Source organism: Laspinema olomoucense D3b (genome assembly GCF_025370785.1).
Taxonomy (GTDB): Bacteria; Cyanobacteriota; Cyanobacteriia; order Cyanobacteriales; family Laspinemataceae; genus Laspinema; species Laspinema olomoucense.
Window position 1 is genome coordinate 101,695 of sequence record NZ_JAMXFA010000015.1, and the last position, 16,250, is coordinate 117,944.

The window sequence follows — 16,250 nt, forward strand, 5'->3', positions numbered from 1 at the left end:
TTCTCTTGTGTGGACAGTCTGGTTTGGGTCGTCAGAGTTAGGTCTTATCCCAAATCCAGTTGTAAAAAGTCAGTTTTCTCTCTTAGCCTGCGTAGGCAGGCTTCGTCCGCAAACGCCCCACCCTTCAGGGTGTGGGTCTTAGCTGGCTAATCGTTAGTCTTTATTCTAGTCATCTAGTAACAGCAACTTCCGATAGAACCCTTTAGAAAAATCCACCAAGTGGTGTCGCTTATGGCTGATAATCACATCGATTAAGTGGTCAATAAACTCAAAATTTGCCATCGTCACCTCGTAGCTGAGGTCAGCATTCCCATCAAATTGGATGCGACACCGGGTGAGGTCAGCAGGGAGAGAGGAAACGTGCCAGCTTGCTACAAATGGAATGTTTTCACCCCCCTCTATTTTCCGCTCACCCTCCAAATTCCCTTGACGATAAAGGCTAATCGCTCTCGGTAACACCGCTCGTTTATTGCCTTGGTAGTAAGGGATATAGACCCCTATTTCCCGATTATCAGCAGGCTGAAGTTGATCGAGGTTATTACCCATGCTCGCTGCTCCTTCTAGTCCAGTATCAATAAAAAGTGTAGTGGAGAAGGGGGTGGGGAATTGAATTCTTCCGGTCATGATTCCCCTATCCTCGTCAATTGGGGCAATTTTTATTGAGTTGCTATTAGGGGGGGACCCCACCCTAACCCTCCCCTTGCTAAGGGGAGGGGACCGGAGGTAGTTTTTAAAGGTTGGTTTTCGCTCCCTTGCTGAGGGGAAGGGAGCGGAGGTGGTTTTTAAAGGTTGGTTTTCGCTTCTGTAGCCTGCGTAGGCAGGCTACCCTTCACCGAAGCCGCTAGCGCGTCTACGTCTGTGTAGCGCCACCCTTGAGGGTGTCGGCTTTCCTAGTTCCCAGAAGACCGAATCCGGCTCAATTGCAGCAACGAGTTAGAAAAATAACAATCAAGGATACAATAAAACAACATTAAGGTTTCTCTAAGCTCCCAGTAATCCAGTTTCGACTTGCTGTTAAGCGGTAGAGACCGGATCCCTAGGATTCCCCGAGGGAATAGCAGTCCGGGGGCGATCGCCTGCTCGTCCTGACTGGCATTTCCCACTGAATCCCTGTCATGTCCTGGGGTCTAGGGGCTGAGAAACCACTAAACCTGTATTACTTTTTACCTAAGTAAACTATGCCAGCGAATTCCTGGCCCGAAAACAATTCCTTCGAGGAATTCGAGCCTCTTCATTTGATTTTGTCTGCTTTTGGAGATTCTGATCAGGTCGAAGACTTGAACTATCCGGGGTATCTGGGTCGCCGACTCAAAGCCGCAGTATTGCTATTGGGGATTACTATTCTCACCCTCGTCCTGCATTTCCTCTCTTGGGGATATTGGCTGGTATTGGGTTTTACGGCAATCTTAGCACTCCATGCGATTCGGATTGTCCGGGCGAAAGCATTCCCGACCCCACAACCCCTGGACCCGGAAGACCAGGAACACTGGCCCCAAGTTTCCTTACTGGTAGCGGCTAAAAACGAAGAAGCCGTGATTAGTAAGCTGATTGATGTGCTGTGCAATCTGGATTATCCGCGCGATCGCTATGAAGTCTGGGCGATCGACGATAACAGCAGCGATCGCACCCCGGAGGTGTTACAGCAACTTGCTGAAAAATATGACAACCTCAATATTTTTCGACGTTCTGCCGATGCTACAGGGGGAAAATCTGGGGCACTCAATCAAGTTATTCCCCTGACTGACGGAGAATTTATCGGGGTCTTTGATGCCGATGCTCAAGTCTCCCCGGACTTCCTGCAACGGGTCCTCCCCACCTTCAATCCGCCCCAAGTGGGGGCCGTGCAGATGCGGAAGGCGATCGCCAATCCTGGAGTCAATTTTTGGACTAAGGGACAGGTGGCAGAAATGGCCTTAGATACCTATTTCCAACAGCAACGCATCGCCGTCGGTGGCATTGGGGAACTGCGCGGGAACGGTCAATTTATCCGGCGTCAAGCCCTCGATCGCTGTGGCGGATTCAACGAAGAAACCATCACCGATGACCTGGATTTGACCCTGCGCCTGCATCTGGACCGTTGGGATGTCCAATTTATCAGCGTCCCTGTCCAAGAAGAGGGCGTCACTCGTCCCCTGGCCCTCTGGCATCAACGGAATCGCTGGGGAGAAGGAGGATATCAGCGGTATTTAGACTATTGGCGGCTAATTTTCAGCGATCGCCTTCCCGGGTCCAAATCCTGGGATATGTTTGCCTTTTGGATTATCCAATATTTCCTCCCCGCAGCAGCCATCCCCGATTTAATCCTGGCGATCGCCTTCAAACATTTCCCCATTTACAGCCCCTTAACCACCCTTGCCATGAGTCTTTCCTTGGTGGGAATCTTTACAGGGCTCCGGCGCATTGACCGCCAAACTGTTCAAACCGCCAAAACTCGCCCTACCTCCCCCCTCCAGACCCTCATCCAAACCGTGCGCGGTATCATTTACCTCCTGCACTGGGTAGTGGTGATTTCTAGCATCACCCTGCGGATTTCGGTCCGTCCCAAACAGCTCAAATGGGTGAAAACCGTTCATCAAGGCACCAGCGAATTACCTGCATAATTCTCCCGCCTGACTATTAGGGGCGATTCCCGAATCGCCCCTAAATTGTGCGCTTGCTGGAAAAAGAGGCGTAAATCCAGTCGTCTCAAAAATCCAACCCCCCAAAGGGATCATCCTCTACATCCACATCATGGGGACTCTCTACAAATCCCCCCATTTCCTCCTCAGAACTGGGAGTTTGCACATCCCAGGTGTGGCTAAATTCTGCCTCAATTGCCCGACCCGGACGCACAGCCTCTGGGTCATCGGGAAGGCTGATTAAGGTCCCATTAAAATGGTTACTAAATCGTTGAGCCGCCCGCATGACCTCATCATCATTAGACTCTTCACCCCGGGGGATATCCCGTCTCCCTGGCGCTCCAACGGACAGCGGAGGGCGGTTTTCCGGCGCACTACCCGTTTCAAATTGGGGGTTTTGAGGGGGGGATTGATAGGGGGAGTTTTCGCGATTTACCGGGCTTTGTGGCGTCGAATTCACCTGTCCATTGCCCGCAGGAGTAGCCGGGGGTTCCATCCGGGTGGAGGGGGTTTCGGAATGGCTAGGGGCGATCGCCCCAGAAGCCGGAGGAGGTCCGTCCCCAGACACCTGTATCACCACCTTGACTCGGATATTAAACGCCTTAAAAAAGGCTGCTTCCACCTCCGACACCTTACTTTGCGCCATCTTAAACAGGTTCGGTGAGCGAATGGCAATCTGAGCTTGATGGTTACTGAAGCCAATCAGCCGTCCATGTTGCTGCAACAGCGCTTTGCAGCTCAAAGACAGGTATTCCACCAAAGTTTGCCAAGTTTGTTCCAGATTGCCACTCGGTTCTAAAGCCGATGGTTCCGGGTTCCCAGACCCCTGAATCGATGGCGATGGCGGGGGAGAGGCAGGGCGATTTTCCTCGGGAGAGACTGCGCCAACGTTCCTCCCCTCGTTCCTCCCCTGTACTGGGGGAGACTGAGGGACATTCTCAACAGAGGGAGGACGTGCAGAGGTTCTCCCCGGTGATGCCGCATTCCCAGCGCCTTGACTGGATGTTTCTTGCCGTCCCTGAGTTGGTGTAATTAAAGCCGAGGGTAATAATCCCAACAGAGTTACTTCTAACCATAAACGAGGCTGAGTGGTATTTTTAATTTGGGCCTCGCTGCTGCGTAAATGTTGTTGTCCAGCTAAAATAGTCGGCATTTTCCATTGTTGAGCCACTGCACATAACTGTTCCCAAGTCGGAGGGGTAACGGCGACTAAATCCGGGCGATGGGGTGCCGTGTGAGCAATTAATAAATCCCGATAAAACCCGGCCAAATTTTGTAAAACAATCAGGGGTTCTCGACCCCGATTCATCAATTCTCGTGCTTTATCCAGGACTTGTTCTGCATTATTTGCAGCGATCGCCTCTAACAACTGAATCAAATCTCGCTCCGGGACCGACCCCACCAAATCCCAAACCCGCTCTACGGTAACCTGTTCTTCCAATAACGAAAGCTGATCCAGCAGACTTTCTGCATCCCTGAGTCCCCCCTGAGCAATTTGAGCCACAGTCAAAACCGCTTCATCGCTGATATTAATAGTTTCATTGCCTGCAATATGCTTCAAATGCTGAACCATTGAAGCTACAGGAATCCGGCGAAAATCAAATCGCTGACAGCGAGAAATAATCGTCGGTAAAACTCTTTGGGGGTCGGTTGTGGCTAAGACAAACACCACGCGATCGGGTGGTTCTTCTAAAGTTTTGAGCAATGAATTAAAAGCAGCCGTACTCAACATATGGCAATTATGAACTAACAGTCCATTTGCCACAAAGTTATGATGAGTTTCTACTTCAATATCGTAAACTTTAGCTGGAGATGCCATTTCGACTGATTCGACCTTCTCCAAACTTGTAATCCATTGATGGGATTGAATAGCTTTGGAGTTCGTCCACGAACTTTCGGGTGGTATCTGCGTTGAGTTTAATGTAAGGGTATGTTTTACTTCCATCATCTTTTCTGGAAGTGTAAAACATGATTTTGGCTGGATATCCGCAGTCTTTAAGCCAATCGGCAATGAGTTGATTTTCTTCGACAGAGTATCCTTCTGTATGCAGTTGAATGGATGGGCTGCCTTGAGAAATACTGAGGGATCCATCATCCATATAGAACCAAGCCAACCCTTCTGGTGTAATTTGCTTGAGCCACTCATTAGAAACCCGCTTTTTTCTACCTTGGGGTCTAACTGATTCAAAAACTGCTGGGAGTTGGGGATGACAACGGGTCTGGCAACAGACGGAGAGATATCCATATCCTTGGTTGGGTGCCATTCGGATTTGGGGTTGCAGTGCTGCAAGACGGGAGGCTTTGTATTCCATCCATTCTCGTTGAGGTTCTCCATGAGTCCAAGACAATCTAGGAAATCGACTGTATTGGTTGGGGTAGGTAATGCAGCCATCTCCAAGCAAGGTTCCGTAGATAAGCCCCAGTGTGTCGGCTGACAGAAGTTCGGCATTAGCCAAAAACTTTTCCGTTCTTTTATCCCACTGCCCATGTCCTTTTTTGTATGGATGTCTCTTCCAGTGGGAATTGATTCCGACAACAGTTGAGGGAGTTTTGCGAGTAAGCAGGTAGTTAGGAATATCGAGTTGTTCTCCACAGCCGCAGGCACAGAATGGTCTACAGTATTCCAGTTCTGCGAGCTTATCTGCCAAGGTTGCGAGCTTGTAATGGTTTTGCTTAGTTGGATGCTTTTCCCAGTAGCGTTGGACGTATTCCACGCTGGTTTTTTTGGCCAGATTTGGTATTTCCAATTTTTCCCCGCATCCACAGGCACACAGGGGTCTAAGTTCTTCCAACGCTGCGAGTTTGCTATTCCAAGGGGTGGATTTACAGCGGGGGTGATGGTTCTTTTTGTAGGTGTATTGATTCCAGTATTTTTGGATAGTGTCAATACTGGCATTATTTTTGAGGTAAGACTCTGGAACTGTAAGTCTGGCTCCACAGCCACAGGCACAAAGGGGCCAGATAGATTCAAGCTGGGTGAGGGTACTTTCGCGGCGATCGCGCTGTTTAAAGTTTTCTGGCTCAGGGAAGGCGCAAGAATGTTCATTCCCGGTTTCACTTTCCCGGCAGCTATCCAGCCGTTTTCGGTCCGAATCAGATGGTTGGCGGTGCATCGGATTTCTCGATTACCTGTTTTAATAATCAGTGTTTGTCGTTCTCCCCGTTCTAGCCAGCGGAGGACTTTTTTCCATTCCCAGTTCCCGTTCGATTCGTTATAACTGAGAACCTGTTGGTTTTGCAGAGAAGGGTCATCAATTCTCATCAACCCCTCAGCAGTTTGCACCAGGGTATCACCCGTTAAACATTCATCAATAATGTAAACTTTTTGGCGACATTGTACGGGGGCAAATTGCGCGCGTTCAATGAGTTCACGGATGTTATCAACCCCGGTATTGCTGGCGGCGTCAATCTCAATGGTGTCTAACGAAGTGCCTCTGGCAATGGTGCGACAGACTTCGCATTCACCGCAGGGGGTCTCGGTGGGACCGTTGGAGTTGAGGCAGTTGAGGGATTTGGCGAGAATCCGGGCGCTGGACGTCTTGCCGGTGCCTCTGGGTCCAGTAAATAAATAGGCGGGTGCGATTCTGTTTTGGCGAATCGCATTGGTTAGGGTGGTGGCGATCGCCTCTTGTCCCACCAAATCCGCAAAGGTTTGGGGGCGATATTTGTGATGTAGCGGTTCGTATGGCATGGATGGGGCGAAAACTTTTTGATTACCTGTTAAACTTTTGCTGTAGGATTCCTGACTAAGCTCTCCAGAATCCCCTTCAAGTGGGGGGTCAAAAATTTTTGTACTACTCTGATTCTTTTTTCCCTTGGCATAAGCCTTCGCTAGCCTGTCAGCCCGCTCATTTTCTGGATGTCCAGCATGAGCTTTGATATGCTCCCAAGTGACGTGATTTCCCGTAATTTTTTCCAATTCTTCCCACAATTCTTGATTCGCTACTGGTTTTCCATCTCCAGTTTTCCATCCTCTTCTTTTCCAACCGGGTAACCATTCAGTTATGCCTTTAAGGAGGTAGTCACTATCTGTTTGGATATGGACTGGTTTAGTAGTCGATAGGTGGCGCAATCCTTCGATAGCTGCCATTAATTCCATACGATTAGAAGTAGTCTGAGGATCGTGACCCCCAATTTCTTCTACTGTGCCGTCACGAATAATAATTGCAGCCCAGCCCCCAGGCCCTGGATTACCCATACATGAGCCATCAGTAACAATGCGAATCATAGGATTTTAGACTTTCTGGGATATCTATGAACAAGAATAGGGGGGGAAGCGAACAGACTTTTTTAGACACTACAAAAGCAAGCAGGAGGGTTATCACGGTAAAGGTGTGATGGTTGCTGAGTGTTCAGGGGGCTTCCTAGGGCGCGATCGCCCCTCCAGGGTTCCCCCTTTCTACGGGTTTCCCTCTGTGGTGAAAAATTTGCATTTTTTTACCGTAGGAAACAGGCTCCCCATCTGCAATTTAAAAGGGAAAAGCGCTAATCCCCACTCTAAAATAGAATAGCACTGGCCTATTCCCTTCCTAACCCCATAGATAGATATCTGTCCCAAAGGACGCGGTTTAGGATTGGGCTGGAGACCCTCCCCATTGACGGGGGTAGGCTCTGGCAAGGTCGGAGGCAGGTTTGACGAACAAGAAGGCAAGACGCTGCCAGCATCGGAAAAATGCAGCAATGGGGTAGGACTCGGAATAGAAAAGAAATCCGTAGGGACAGAGGGATGGATTTATAAATGATGCAGTTCATGCAACGGGTTGTGAAAACTTTGGGCCGAATCTGGCACCAGCTTATCCACTTGTGGAAACGGTGGTTTCGCCGATCGCCGCCTCAATCGTTTCATAAAAAGTCAAACCCCAAAAGCTCAGAACGTCGAGTTCAGCAACCCACCAAACCTCTATCGGCGGCAGAGTATGAGTTTCTCTTTTCTGAATTGCTGGAGGGGGTACATCGGGGCTGGAGTCAAGCTCAGGTTACCCAATTTCTGGAGGAAATTGGGCCAGAATCGGCGGTTAATCTCAAGGATTCGCCGATTGAGAGTGCCGCTGCTGATGCTTATGTGCTCTGGTTACAGCAATTTGGCACTCGTCTGCTGAATTCCCCAGTCCCAAATCAAGAATTAGCAAGGCGGATGGTGCAGTTAGGGGAGTTAAACTGTGGCAAACTCTCAGCAGTGGCAGGGGAAATTGGTCAAACGTTGCTCGATCGCGAGGCAAATACCCCATCTCCATCTGCACCTACACCCGCCTCACCAGTTGCCTTGGAATTTACCCTCGAACACTATTTACAACTGGGACAGATTCATCTCGATCGCCGTCAATATCCCTCGGCGCTAACCACGTTTGAGCAAGCAGCAACCCATTCCCCGAATCACCCCGAAGTGTTGTATGGATTAGGGTTGGTTTGTCATCGCATGGGACTGTATCAAGAGGCAGTCGCCCATTTGACCGAGGCATTAGCCCAAAAGCCAGGGTTTGTGGCGGCCCTGACTCAGCGGGGGTTAGGCTATAAAGGTCTCGATGATTTAGCGGCGGCAACGGCGGATTTTAAGTCGGCGGTGGGGATGAAACCGAATACGCCCGAGGAATGTTGTGCCAGAGGCAAGGCCCTGATGCAGTTAAAGCAACCAGAGGAGGCGATCGCCGCTTATGAAGAAGCCCTGACAATCAATCCCGAATCTCATCAGGGGTGGTATGACTGGGGCAATGTATTTTATGACTTGCAGCGGTATGACGAGGCGATCGCCGCTTATGATAAAGCCCTGGACCTGCAACCGGACTATGCTGCTGCTTGGTTTAATCGGGGGGCCGCCTTGGGGAATCTGCATCGGTATGGGGACGCGCTTGCCGCCTTTGAGAAACTCCTGGAAATCCAATCCCATGACTATCATGGCTGGTTGTGTCTCGGTCAGACCCTGGAACGGTTACATCGCATAGACGAGGCGATCGCCTCTTATGAACGAGCCTTACAACTGCGACCGGATGACCCCACCGCTTGGAGATATCGTAACGCCGCACTGCTGGACATGAAAAAAAGCTAGGACGGCGACTGGCCTAACCTAGCTTTTTCCGGGATAACAGGGACCTATTATTTAACCGGACATGACCGATGAGGGCGATGCCAGGGCCGCACCCATCACCGGAGGAATCACAGTCATTCTGATTTAACCCATACTCTGATTCTTATTTTCATGGGAATGGACGTGACCTGGGGGAGAATTCGGTATGCCGTGATTTTCTTGAGCATACTGTTGCCAGAGGAGAGCTAAATCCTGCGCTTGTCCCTGGAACTCCGGATGAACCTGATACATTCGTCTGGGTCTTCCCCGGCCTTCAACCTTTTTCCAGTAACCCTTAATGACTCTTTCATTTTCTAAAAATTTCAGAGCGCTGTAGAGTACCGTATCCGAAAGTCGATAGGCTGGATATTCCCGCTCTAATTGCTGAATCAGTTCTGTGCCATAAGAGTCACCCGCCAATAAAACTGAAAGAACATAACAAACCGTTAGTTCTTTATTCAGATAAATCGGCGGAGGGTTTTGAAAAAAGTCATAGATCTCTTCAAAATTCATTTGAGTTACCCGCTGAATACCCCTTAAAATACCAATTGATACAGGAATGGACGCCCTGAAAGATTGACGTTTCGTGGCTTGCCCGCTCTCTGGAGGGGTGAAAAATCTACAGTTCAAAGTCAACTCAAAGTCAACCCCGATACCGTCCCGAGCGTCGGGAAGATTTGTGATTTGTTTCCCTTCGGTAGAGATGCGTTGCTGGATGAAACTGCAAGAGAATTGGGTTTTACGGCCAGCTTGAATGAGACTTAAGCTCTTTCTAATTGCCTGCTTTAAAATCGCAGTAACGGAAGGAATTACCTCAAAATTTCCAGGAAATTTGTAGGGGAGAAAGTTTAAATAAAACTTCCATAACCACCTAACAAAAGGAGCGTAAGACCGGCTGATTACCGCACTCCGGTTCAGGCAAATTTCCTTGAGAGTTAAGCCGGAAAATTTTCCGACTGACTCGCAAAACACCGTCTCTCAAATTTTTTTATACAGACTCCTCCTGAGGAAATCAGCGAAAGTCAGCACCCAAATAAAATAAATACAACTTCTGTGGACTTGAACGTTGGAAGACAAGGGGTTAAAAATCATCTCCGACGGCAAGCCAGCCCTGATTTATTAGTAGTAATTTGCACCCCTGTTGAGACCCACATAGACCGAGGGATGGATGAGCAACACCTGCGATCGCTCCGGTTGGTTTGTCCTTCAGTCGGCTTAATTGACTCAGGCAGAAGACGCCTTGATTCTCTCTAACCTGAGTGCACCCTTTCTCTTAAGTAGGCCGACTATAGCAATCAATCCACAGCTCAATCAGAACCTTTTGGAGTCTTAATCTGCTTAAGCTATGGATTGGGACTCAGGGAGGGAGGGTGATGCCGTCCAACCCCGGAAGCTTGTAGAAAAGCTTGTAGTCATGAACCCTTGGGGCATTTTACCCCGATTTTCAAAGGAAAATTTGGGCTGTCAACCGCGACTGGGTGAACCCGGTTAGCGGCGATCGCCATCCTCTCCCCCGGTTCCAGTCAAGTTGGCCTAAAACTTGGCCTGAGTTGCACCCCAATTTTAAGCACGGATTATCAGATAGTGCTGACACAAATGGCTAAAAAAACCCAGATGCTTGGACTTTCCCCAAACCAATGGGGCGATCGCCTGCCGAAAAGATGCATTCTTAATGGGCTGACGCGCATCGGCGTTTTTTTGTTCTCTATTTTTCTTTACAAGTTAATTTAAAATAAACAGGGCAAAGACAGCAATTGCACCTCAATATCACCGGGCAACGGCAATCAGGAGGTGCGGTGGTCTATGATTGAGCTTTGAGCCGATCAATCTCAACGCTCCAAAACGGTAACTGCGTTCTCCGTATGTCAAATCAAACAGACTTAAAAGCACTTCCACCCCCCGTCCAGCGCGTCATCCCTGCGTTACGCAGAATCGGCTGGATCAGTTTTTGGACACAATTAGTTCTAGCAGTTGTTGCAGGACTGATTTTCTTATTTGCAATTTTGATTGAATCTCCGGCACCTCGGGAAGCGGCCAGAAGCAGTAATGTCGGCATCGGTCCGGGCATTTTTTTTGCAGTTCTGGGACTGGTTTCCCTGGGAGTGAGTATCTATTGGGCTTATCGCTATACTCGCCTGTCTCAACAGCTTAGTTCTGTAAATCCTAAGCTGCGCCCCCGCAGAGCAGATACCCTACAAATGGTGCGTCGGGGTTTAATGGTCAATTTAGCCGGGATGTCCTTTACCCTAATTGCCGCAGAAGCCATTGGCGGAATCCTCCTAGCCAAGGCTCTCCAGTACCAGGGCGGTGCCTCCCTGGTGACGGGGTTGCGCCCCCAAGATTTTATCCAAGCGTTGGATATTTTTGTGGTGTTGGCGAATACGCATACGATTGTGGCCCACTTTTTCGGGCTTCTCACGGGGCTGTGGTTGCTCAACTGGATCGATAACCAGGCTCAGGGGTAACCCTGAAACCCTCGTCCAGGGGGTGGGGTCGAGGTTTCCGCAGATTGGTTTACCACTCTAGTGCTTCGGGTGGGGCTATCTCGGAGACGGCACAGGCGATCGCCTGTGAGGTAATGCCCGGTGTTTGCATCGGGAGCAATCCTTGACGAGAATCCCTGGCGGGGGCGGTTAAAGTTGGTTCCAGTTCCGGCACAGATGTGGAAGCAGATTGTTCATTCATCCACCCCAGTCCCCCGATCGCCCCAGCCATGAGCGCGGTGTAGCCCACATACAAGTGCAGGGGACTGACGGAAAATTCTAGGTTAAAGTCCTGATGATGCCAGGACGGGATGGGTGCATTCTGTTTCGGGGGAACGGGTAAGAAATTCGCCATTCTCGCCCCGTCTAAGCCTAAGACATCCCCAATTTTATGAATAAAACTCCGCACATAAACATCTTCAGGCAGCTTGGATAGACAGCCGTTCTCGATCGCTTCAATATGACGGCAAGGAACCAAGGTCTGTTTATGCAACTCCAGTATCGATAACCCCCGATCGCAGCGTGCCGCTTGGAGTTCTTGCCCAATTTGAGTCAGGCGATCGGCCCATTGTTGTTGATGGGCGATGATTTGAGCTTGCTGTTGAGCTTGCTGCTGTTTTTTGTGACGGTGAAAGGGGTTGATTCTAGCTTTTGGCAACAACGGAGTGGAAGTCGTCTTGGCGATCGCGGCTGGATCTGAATCGCCAAGGGATGGGGAATGGCTTTCCGGTGTTCGGATCTCCTCTAATGCCTGGGACTCTTGGCGATCGCTGGACCTTTGAGATAAATCGAGGTCATCCACGACCAACTCAGTCTCATTTAGGGGTTCAGGTTCGTCCTGAACCGGGGAGATCCATTGCTTAAGCGTCAGCCAAATTGCTTTTTTAGCCACCGCTTGCAGCAGCATGGAGGAACCATCAGCAGACTCACCGAGTCTCTGCTTGAGGATTCCCAACGCGGTCCGGTAAACTTTTGTTCGATACAGTTCCGACTCAATTTGAGTCAGGATAGCTGTCAGTTCCTCTTGAGGAAGTGTGGCCTGGGAGATGGTTTCAAGTGCCATGATACTCGTTAAATCGGGGGACTTCAGTGATGAGTAACTGAATGAAAGAACAGTTAACCCGCGCTCCTGTCTTGGCCCAAAATGTGGAGTTGAACCCGAAGTTAGACTCACGTCGGGCTAGACAGGTATTCCGGGAGAACCTATATCTGAGTATCTTCATTCCGGTCATTTGTACCCGTTCCGGATGGAACCTTGCCTCCCGAGGTGACAATCAGCACATGGGAAGGGCGACTGCTGCAATGGATTCCTACGGAGTGGTATCTTCGCCCTCAAAGGCTTCCCCTGAAGAAGGGTGAGTTTCTGCTTGAGGGGAGCATGATTGCTGAGTCCGAATCTGCCCCACCCGCAGGGGGCGATCGCCAAGGGTCCCACTCGAAAAAATAGAAATCGGATCAGCTCCCTCCCGTGATATTCTGGTTTTGCCCTAGGATTTGCTCTTCCTGGGCTCAGGGGAATTAAAAACCTGTACGCCTCGACCGAAATCCGGTAAGGGCGTTTTCCGGTTTTCAGATTCCGTTTTGCTCCTCGCTAGTGCTCTTTATCTTCCTATTATCTGTCATGTCCCGATCGGAATCATCAAAAGAGAATGGGCAATCCCACACTTCATCCACAATTTTGACGGATGAGTCCGGGCGATCGCTATCTTGTTACATCGAACATTCTGTAGAAGTAAACGACAATACTTACGTTTTACTCACTCCCATTGATACGCCGGTGGAAATTTTCGCATGGCAAGCTGAGGATGAGGATGATGAACCCATTCCTATTAGTGAGGAGGAAGTGGATACCATTTTTGATACGGCTAAAGCGGTCCTCGAAGAACAAAACCTCACCCTCAAACGCAGCGCAATTACTCTGACGGTTAGTGGCGAGCTTCCGGAATTTACGGAAGAGGAAATCAGTGATGATGAGCTGGGTGAAGCTGCAGAATATGAGGAACTTCAGTGGTTAGCCAGTTTTTATCACGAAGAAGCCGAGTACGCCATCTACTCTCCTTTGGATCCCGTATTCATTTTGGCTCGCCTCAATGAAGACGGAAACCCTGAATTACTTTCTGATGAAGAGTTACAGGAACTTGAACCGATGATGTCTACTTTAGAAGGCATGATCGAAGAACGGTTGTTTGAAGAACTCGAATAAGGACGAAACCCAGACTGTCCTGAGTCTGACTCAGCAACCCCATCAGATGTGGGACTGGAATCCATAGTAGAAGCCCGATCAGTCCCATTTCAATAAAATTTTTAGCGGGATCAGCAGCTAAAACTAACCTAACATCAGGGTTCGTCGGCGATCGCATTGGAACTTCTCCCCTGTAGATTTGACGGAGGAGCTCGTTCGCCGCCCGCTGGACCCTGGCGGGACCGGAAAGAGGCGACTCCCACTTTTAAGGAATCAGGCGCTTAGATCCACAAAGCAGAAGATCCCTGGCTATGAAGATTACCCTCTAGCTGTATGAGTTGTCTAAGTCCGAGGAGAACATCAGACCCAATTCGCCGTCTGATGTGGAGTCTCTCAATTCAGAGATTAAAGACTACCCTGGAATAGATAAATGCCGCGATGAAGAACCCCTCGGGGTGATGGCGGGCGATCGCTTCTCCATCAGGGTAAGATCCCCCAAGAGCGTCGCGGCATCCCATCATGGTTGTTACAGATCACCAGAAGATGAAAGCAGCGAGTCAACGAAAAACAAATTGGTTGTTATATGTGGCGCTTATCCTCTGCGCTGCGATCGGAATTAGTGCTTGGCAAGGTTGGCGATGGTGGCTATCGGCTAGTGCACCCGTATCCGAATCTTTACCTCGGGATTCTGTCGTCGAAGACAATCGGCTGGAAGTGGTACAAATCGACCCCGGGGAACCTGGACAACTCATCGGACTTAAACTCGAAGAACAGGGTTTAATTCGTTCGGCGAATGCTTGGAATATGTGGACTCGGTGGTTAACTCGCCAAAACCCAGATGGGGGATACAAGGCGGGAACCTACCAAATCTCCCCTGATGAACCCATGCAGGCGATCGCCCAAAAAATCTGGAATGGGGAAGTCATGCAGCTGAGTTTCACGGTTCCCGAGGGGTGGAATTTGCGGCAAATGGCTCAATATTTTGAGTCTCAAGGCTTTTTTACGGCTGAAGAATTTCTCAGTGCCACTCAGGACATTCCCTGGGCTGAATATCCCTGGCTTCCTAAAGATATCCCCCATTTAGAAGGCTTTTTATACCCGGATACTTACAAGCTGCGTGCGGATAATATCACCCCGCAAGCGGTTATTCAACCTATGCTGAATCGGTTTGAACAAGTGGCTCTCCCGGTTTATCAAAACCCACAAAATCAAACTAATCTCAGTCTCAAAGAATGGGTCACCCTAGCGAGTATCGTTGAAAAAGAGTCGGTAGTTGCATCGGAACGCCATCGCATTGCTGGTGTATTTACCAACCGCCTCAAACAGGGGATGACTCTGGGTGCTGATCCTACGGTGGAATACGGATTAAATATCAGACAAACGGAAGATAAACCCTTAACCCTGGCCCAGGTGAATACCCCTAACCCTTACAATACTTATCTCAATGCGGGTTTACCCCCGACCCCGATCGCTGCCCCTGGAGTTGCCAGTTTAGAAGCCACTTTAGCCCCAGAAGAGACGGAATATCTGTATTTTGTGGCCCTCTATGATGGTACCCATATTTTTAGTCGCACCTTAGCTGAACATGAAGCGGCTCAAGATGCCATCTGGGATAAGCGGGACCCGACGTTACAGTAATGAGATTCCCCCAGTAGCCTGCGCCAATGGCGACTCGGGGGATTTCTAGGAATTAAGTGCGATCGCAGTAGGCTATCCCGCCTTAGTATGTCAAAATCATCATGCGGGGAATGCAGTTTTTAGAAAGCATCCTGATGCTCCGGTGCGATCGCGCTGTCAAACCACATTGTTGGCTCACGGCAGGTTCGAGGGGTCTATCTACAATGCTGTTCAACTGTGGTTTCAGGTATTCCGCAGGACGGTGGTTAGTATTAGTCAGCGAAGGTCAATTACTATGTCTTGGGGAAAACTTTTAGAACCCGATTTATTTCTAGAGGACTCAATTTTAAGCCTGACACCAGAGATCGTCAAAGAGTACGACCTCAAGGGTCTGGTTTTGGATGTGGATGACACCCTCGTTCCTATTCGCGAAATCCAAGTTTCTGAATATCTCCGGCAGTGGGTGGAACAAATTCGCCCGGTTGCTGCCCTATGGTTGGTTAGCAATAATATCAGTGAAGCTCGCATCGGTGGCATTGCTCGCTCTTTAAATCTGCCCTACATTACGGGTGCAGCTAAACCCTCGCGCCGCAAGTTACGACAGGCGGTGACGGGGATGAATCTGCCGGTGGAAAAGGTGGCAATGGTGGGCGATCGCCTCTTTACGGATGTCCTCGCCGGTAACCGCTTGGGAATGTTTACTATTTTGGTAGAACCGATGGTAAACCCCGGGGAGATTCTGCAAACTAAGCATCCCGTGCGATCGGTGGAAGTTTGGGTATCTCAAATCCTCGGCGCTTCCCTCGCTAAGAAGAAGTAACAGGAACAGGTCCTTGAGCTGAACACCCCTGGAAAAAACTTAATATAGCGCTGCATATTAAAATATTGAGGCGGACGCCAAATTATCAAGCGGCATTAAAGATGAGTTTATAGGGGGCTGCCTTGAGCAAGACCCTCACCCTAACTGAGTTTGATAAAAACAAAGCGCCTGCCTTCACCGAAATGAAGGCGGCGCTTTACAATTGGATCCGGTCATCCGATGGTCACCCGGAATCCGGTTCTTATAGGTCTATAAAAACCCACACCCTCAAGGGTGGGTCTACACAGACAAAGCCCACCTGCGCGGGCTAATACGGAATCCGGTTCTGATAGGTCTATAAAAACCCACACCCTCAAGGGTGGGTCTATACGGACAAAGCCCGCCTGCGCGGTCTAATACGGAATCCGGTTCTGATAGGTCTATAAAAACCCACACCCTCAAGGGTGGGTCTATACGGACAAAGCCCGCC

Annotated in this window: 12 protein-coding genes; 8 read left to right on the plus strand and 4 right to left on the minus strand. The window is 49.6% G+C overall.

The window, feature by feature from the left end; translation table 11 throughout:
- Positions 1 to 165: 165 nt before the first annotated feature.
- On the minus strand, positions 166 to 546 hold the full coding sequence (gene ebsA / locus NG792_RS13265; protein WP_261235719.1) for a type IV pilus biogenesis protein EbsA: 381 nt from the start codon (positions 544 to 546) through the stop codon (positions 166 to 168).
- 632 nt (positions 547 to 1,178) lie between these two features.
- Between ebsA and NG792_RS13270 the strand changes: the two genes are divergently transcribed.
- Positions 1,179 to 2,600: a glycosyltransferase family 2 protein gene (locus NG792_RS13270; protein ID WP_261235699.1), complete on the plus strand. Its 1,422-nt coding sequence runs from the start codon at positions 1,179 to 1,181 to the stop codon at positions 2,598 to 2,600.
- A gap of 85 nt (positions 2,601 to 2,685) precedes the next feature.
- On the opposite strand, the gene dnaX is transcribed toward NG792_RS13270, so the two are convergent.
- Positions 2,686 to 6,846 (minus strand): DNA polymerase III subunit gamma/tau, encoded by a 4,161-nt coding sequence (gene dnaX, locus NG792_RS28955; RefSeq protein ID WP_317619508.1) that lies wholly within the window; start codon positions 6,844 to 6,846, stop codon positions 2,686 to 2,688.
- A gap of 510 nt (positions 6,847 to 7,356) precedes the next feature.
- Between dnaX and NG792_RS13290 the strand changes: the two genes are divergently transcribed.
- Complete coding sequence (locus NG792_RS13290; RefSeq protein WP_261235700.1) at positions 7,357 to 8,661, plus strand: tetratricopeptide repeat protein; 1,305 nt, start codon at positions 7,357 to 7,359, stop codon at positions 8,659 to 8,661.
- Positions 8,662 to 8,784: 123 nt separating this feature from the next.
- On the opposite strand, the gene NG792_RS13295 is transcribed toward NG792_RS13290, so the two are convergent.
- Positions 8,785 to 9,192: a PadR family transcriptional regulator gene (locus NG792_RS13295; RefSeq protein ID WP_261199314.1), complete on the minus strand. Its 408-nt coding sequence runs from the start codon at positions 9,190 to 9,192 to the stop codon at positions 8,785 to 8,787.
- A 540-nt stretch (positions 9,193 to 9,732) separates the two neighbouring features.
- Between NG792_RS13295 and NG792_RS13300 the strand changes: the two genes are divergently transcribed.
- Complete coding sequence (locus NG792_RS13300; RefSeq protein ID WP_261235701.1) at positions 9,733 to 9,933, plus strand: hypothetical protein; 201 nt, start codon at positions 9,733 to 9,735, stop codon at positions 9,931 to 9,933.
- 608 nt (positions 9,934 to 10,541) lie between these two features.
- On the plus strand, positions 10,542 to 11,144 hold the full coding sequence (locus tag NG792_RS13305; protein WP_261199313.1) for a DUF3611 family protein: 603 nt from the start codon (positions 10,542 to 10,544) through the stop codon (positions 11,142 to 11,144).
- A gap of 49 nt (positions 11,145 to 11,193) precedes the next feature.
- Here NG792_RS13305 and NG792_RS13310 read toward each other — a convergent pair whose 3' ends face one another.
- On the minus strand, positions 11,194 to 12,225 hold the full coding sequence (locus NG792_RS13310) for a helix-turn-helix domain-containing protein (protein WP_261235702.1): 1,032 nt from the start codon (positions 12,223 to 12,225) through the stop codon (positions 11,194 to 11,196).
- Between the two features lie 41 nt (positions 12,226 to 12,266).
- Here NG792_RS13310 and NG792_RS13315 point away from each other — a divergent pair, with 41 nt between their 5' ends.
- The 4 genes from NG792_RS13315 (at position 12,267) to NG792_RS13330 (ending at position 15,781) form a co-directional block, all read left to right on the plus strand.
- Positions 12,267 to 12,521 (plus strand): hypothetical protein, encoded by a 255-nt coding sequence (locus NG792_RS13315; protein ID WP_261235703.1) that lies wholly within the window; start codon positions 12,267 to 12,269, stop codon positions 12,519 to 12,521.
- Between the two features lie 262 nt (positions 12,522 to 12,783).
- The gene (locus NG792_RS13320) at positions 12,784 to 13,365 is read left to right on the plus strand and encodes a DUF3727 domain-containing protein (RefSeq protein ID WP_261199310.1); all 582 of its coding nucleotides are present in this window, start codon (positions 12,784 to 12,786) and stop codon (positions 13,363 to 13,365) included.
- 498 nt (positions 13,366 to 13,863) lie between these two features.
- On the plus strand, positions 13,864 to 14,982 hold the full coding sequence (gene mltG / locus NG792_RS13325; protein WP_261199309.1) for an endolytic transglycosylase MltG: 1,119 nt from the start codon (positions 13,864 to 13,866) through the stop codon (positions 14,980 to 14,982).
- Between the two features lie 274 nt (positions 14,983 to 15,256).
- Positions 15,257 to 15,781 (plus strand): YqeG family HAD IIIA-type phosphatase, encoded by a 525-nt coding sequence (locus NG792_RS13330; RefSeq protein ID WP_261199308.1) that lies wholly within the window; start codon positions 15,257 to 15,259, stop codon positions 15,779 to 15,781.
- Positions 15,782 to 16,250 lie beyond the last annotated feature (469 nt).

Excerpts from the sequence above, each read along its gene's own strand:
- mltG (WP_261199309.1), top strand. The coding sequence starts at position 13,864 with ATGGTTGTTACAGATCACCAGAAGATGAAAGCAGCGAGTCAACGAAAA.
- ebsA (WP_261235719.1), bottom strand. The coding sequence starts at position 546 with ATGGGTAATAACCTCGATCAACTTCAGCCTGCTGATAATCGGGAAATA.
- NG792_RS13330 (WP_261199308.1), top strand. The coding sequence starts at position 15,257 with ATGTCTTGGGGAAAACTTTTAGAACCCGATTTATTTCTAGAGGACTCA.
- NG792_RS13320 (WP_261199310.1), top strand. The coding sequence starts at position 12,784 with ATGTCCCGATCGGAATCATCAAAAGAGAATGGGCAATCCCACACTTCA.
- NG792_RS13270 (WP_261235699.1), top strand. The coding sequence starts at position 1,179 with ATGCCAGCGAATTCCTGGCCCGAAAACAATTCCTTCGAGGAATTCGAG.
- NG792_RS13290 (WP_261235700.1), top strand. The coding sequence starts at position 7,357 with ATGATGCAGTTCATGCAACGGGTTGTGAAAACTTTGGGCCGAATCTGG.
- NG792_RS13315 (WP_261235703.1), top strand. The coding sequence starts at position 12,267 with ATGAAAGAACAGTTAACCCGCGCTCCTGTCTTGGCCCAAAATGTGGAG.
- NG792_RS13305 (WP_261199313.1), top strand. The coding sequence starts at position 10,542 with ATGTCAAATCAAACAGACTTAAAAGCACTTCCACCCCCCGTCCAGCGC.
- dnaX (WP_317619508.1), bottom strand. The coding sequence starts at position 6,846 with ATGATTCGCATTGTTACTGATGGCTCATGTATGGGTAATCCAGGGCCT.
- NG792_RS13295 (WP_261199314.1), bottom strand. The coding sequence starts at position 9,192 with ATGAATTTTGAAGAGATCTATGACTTTTTTCAAAACCCTCCGCCGATT.
- NG792_RS13310 (WP_261235702.1), bottom strand. The coding sequence starts at position 12,225 with ATGGCACTTGAAACCATCTCCCAGGCCACACTTCCTCAAGAGGAACTG.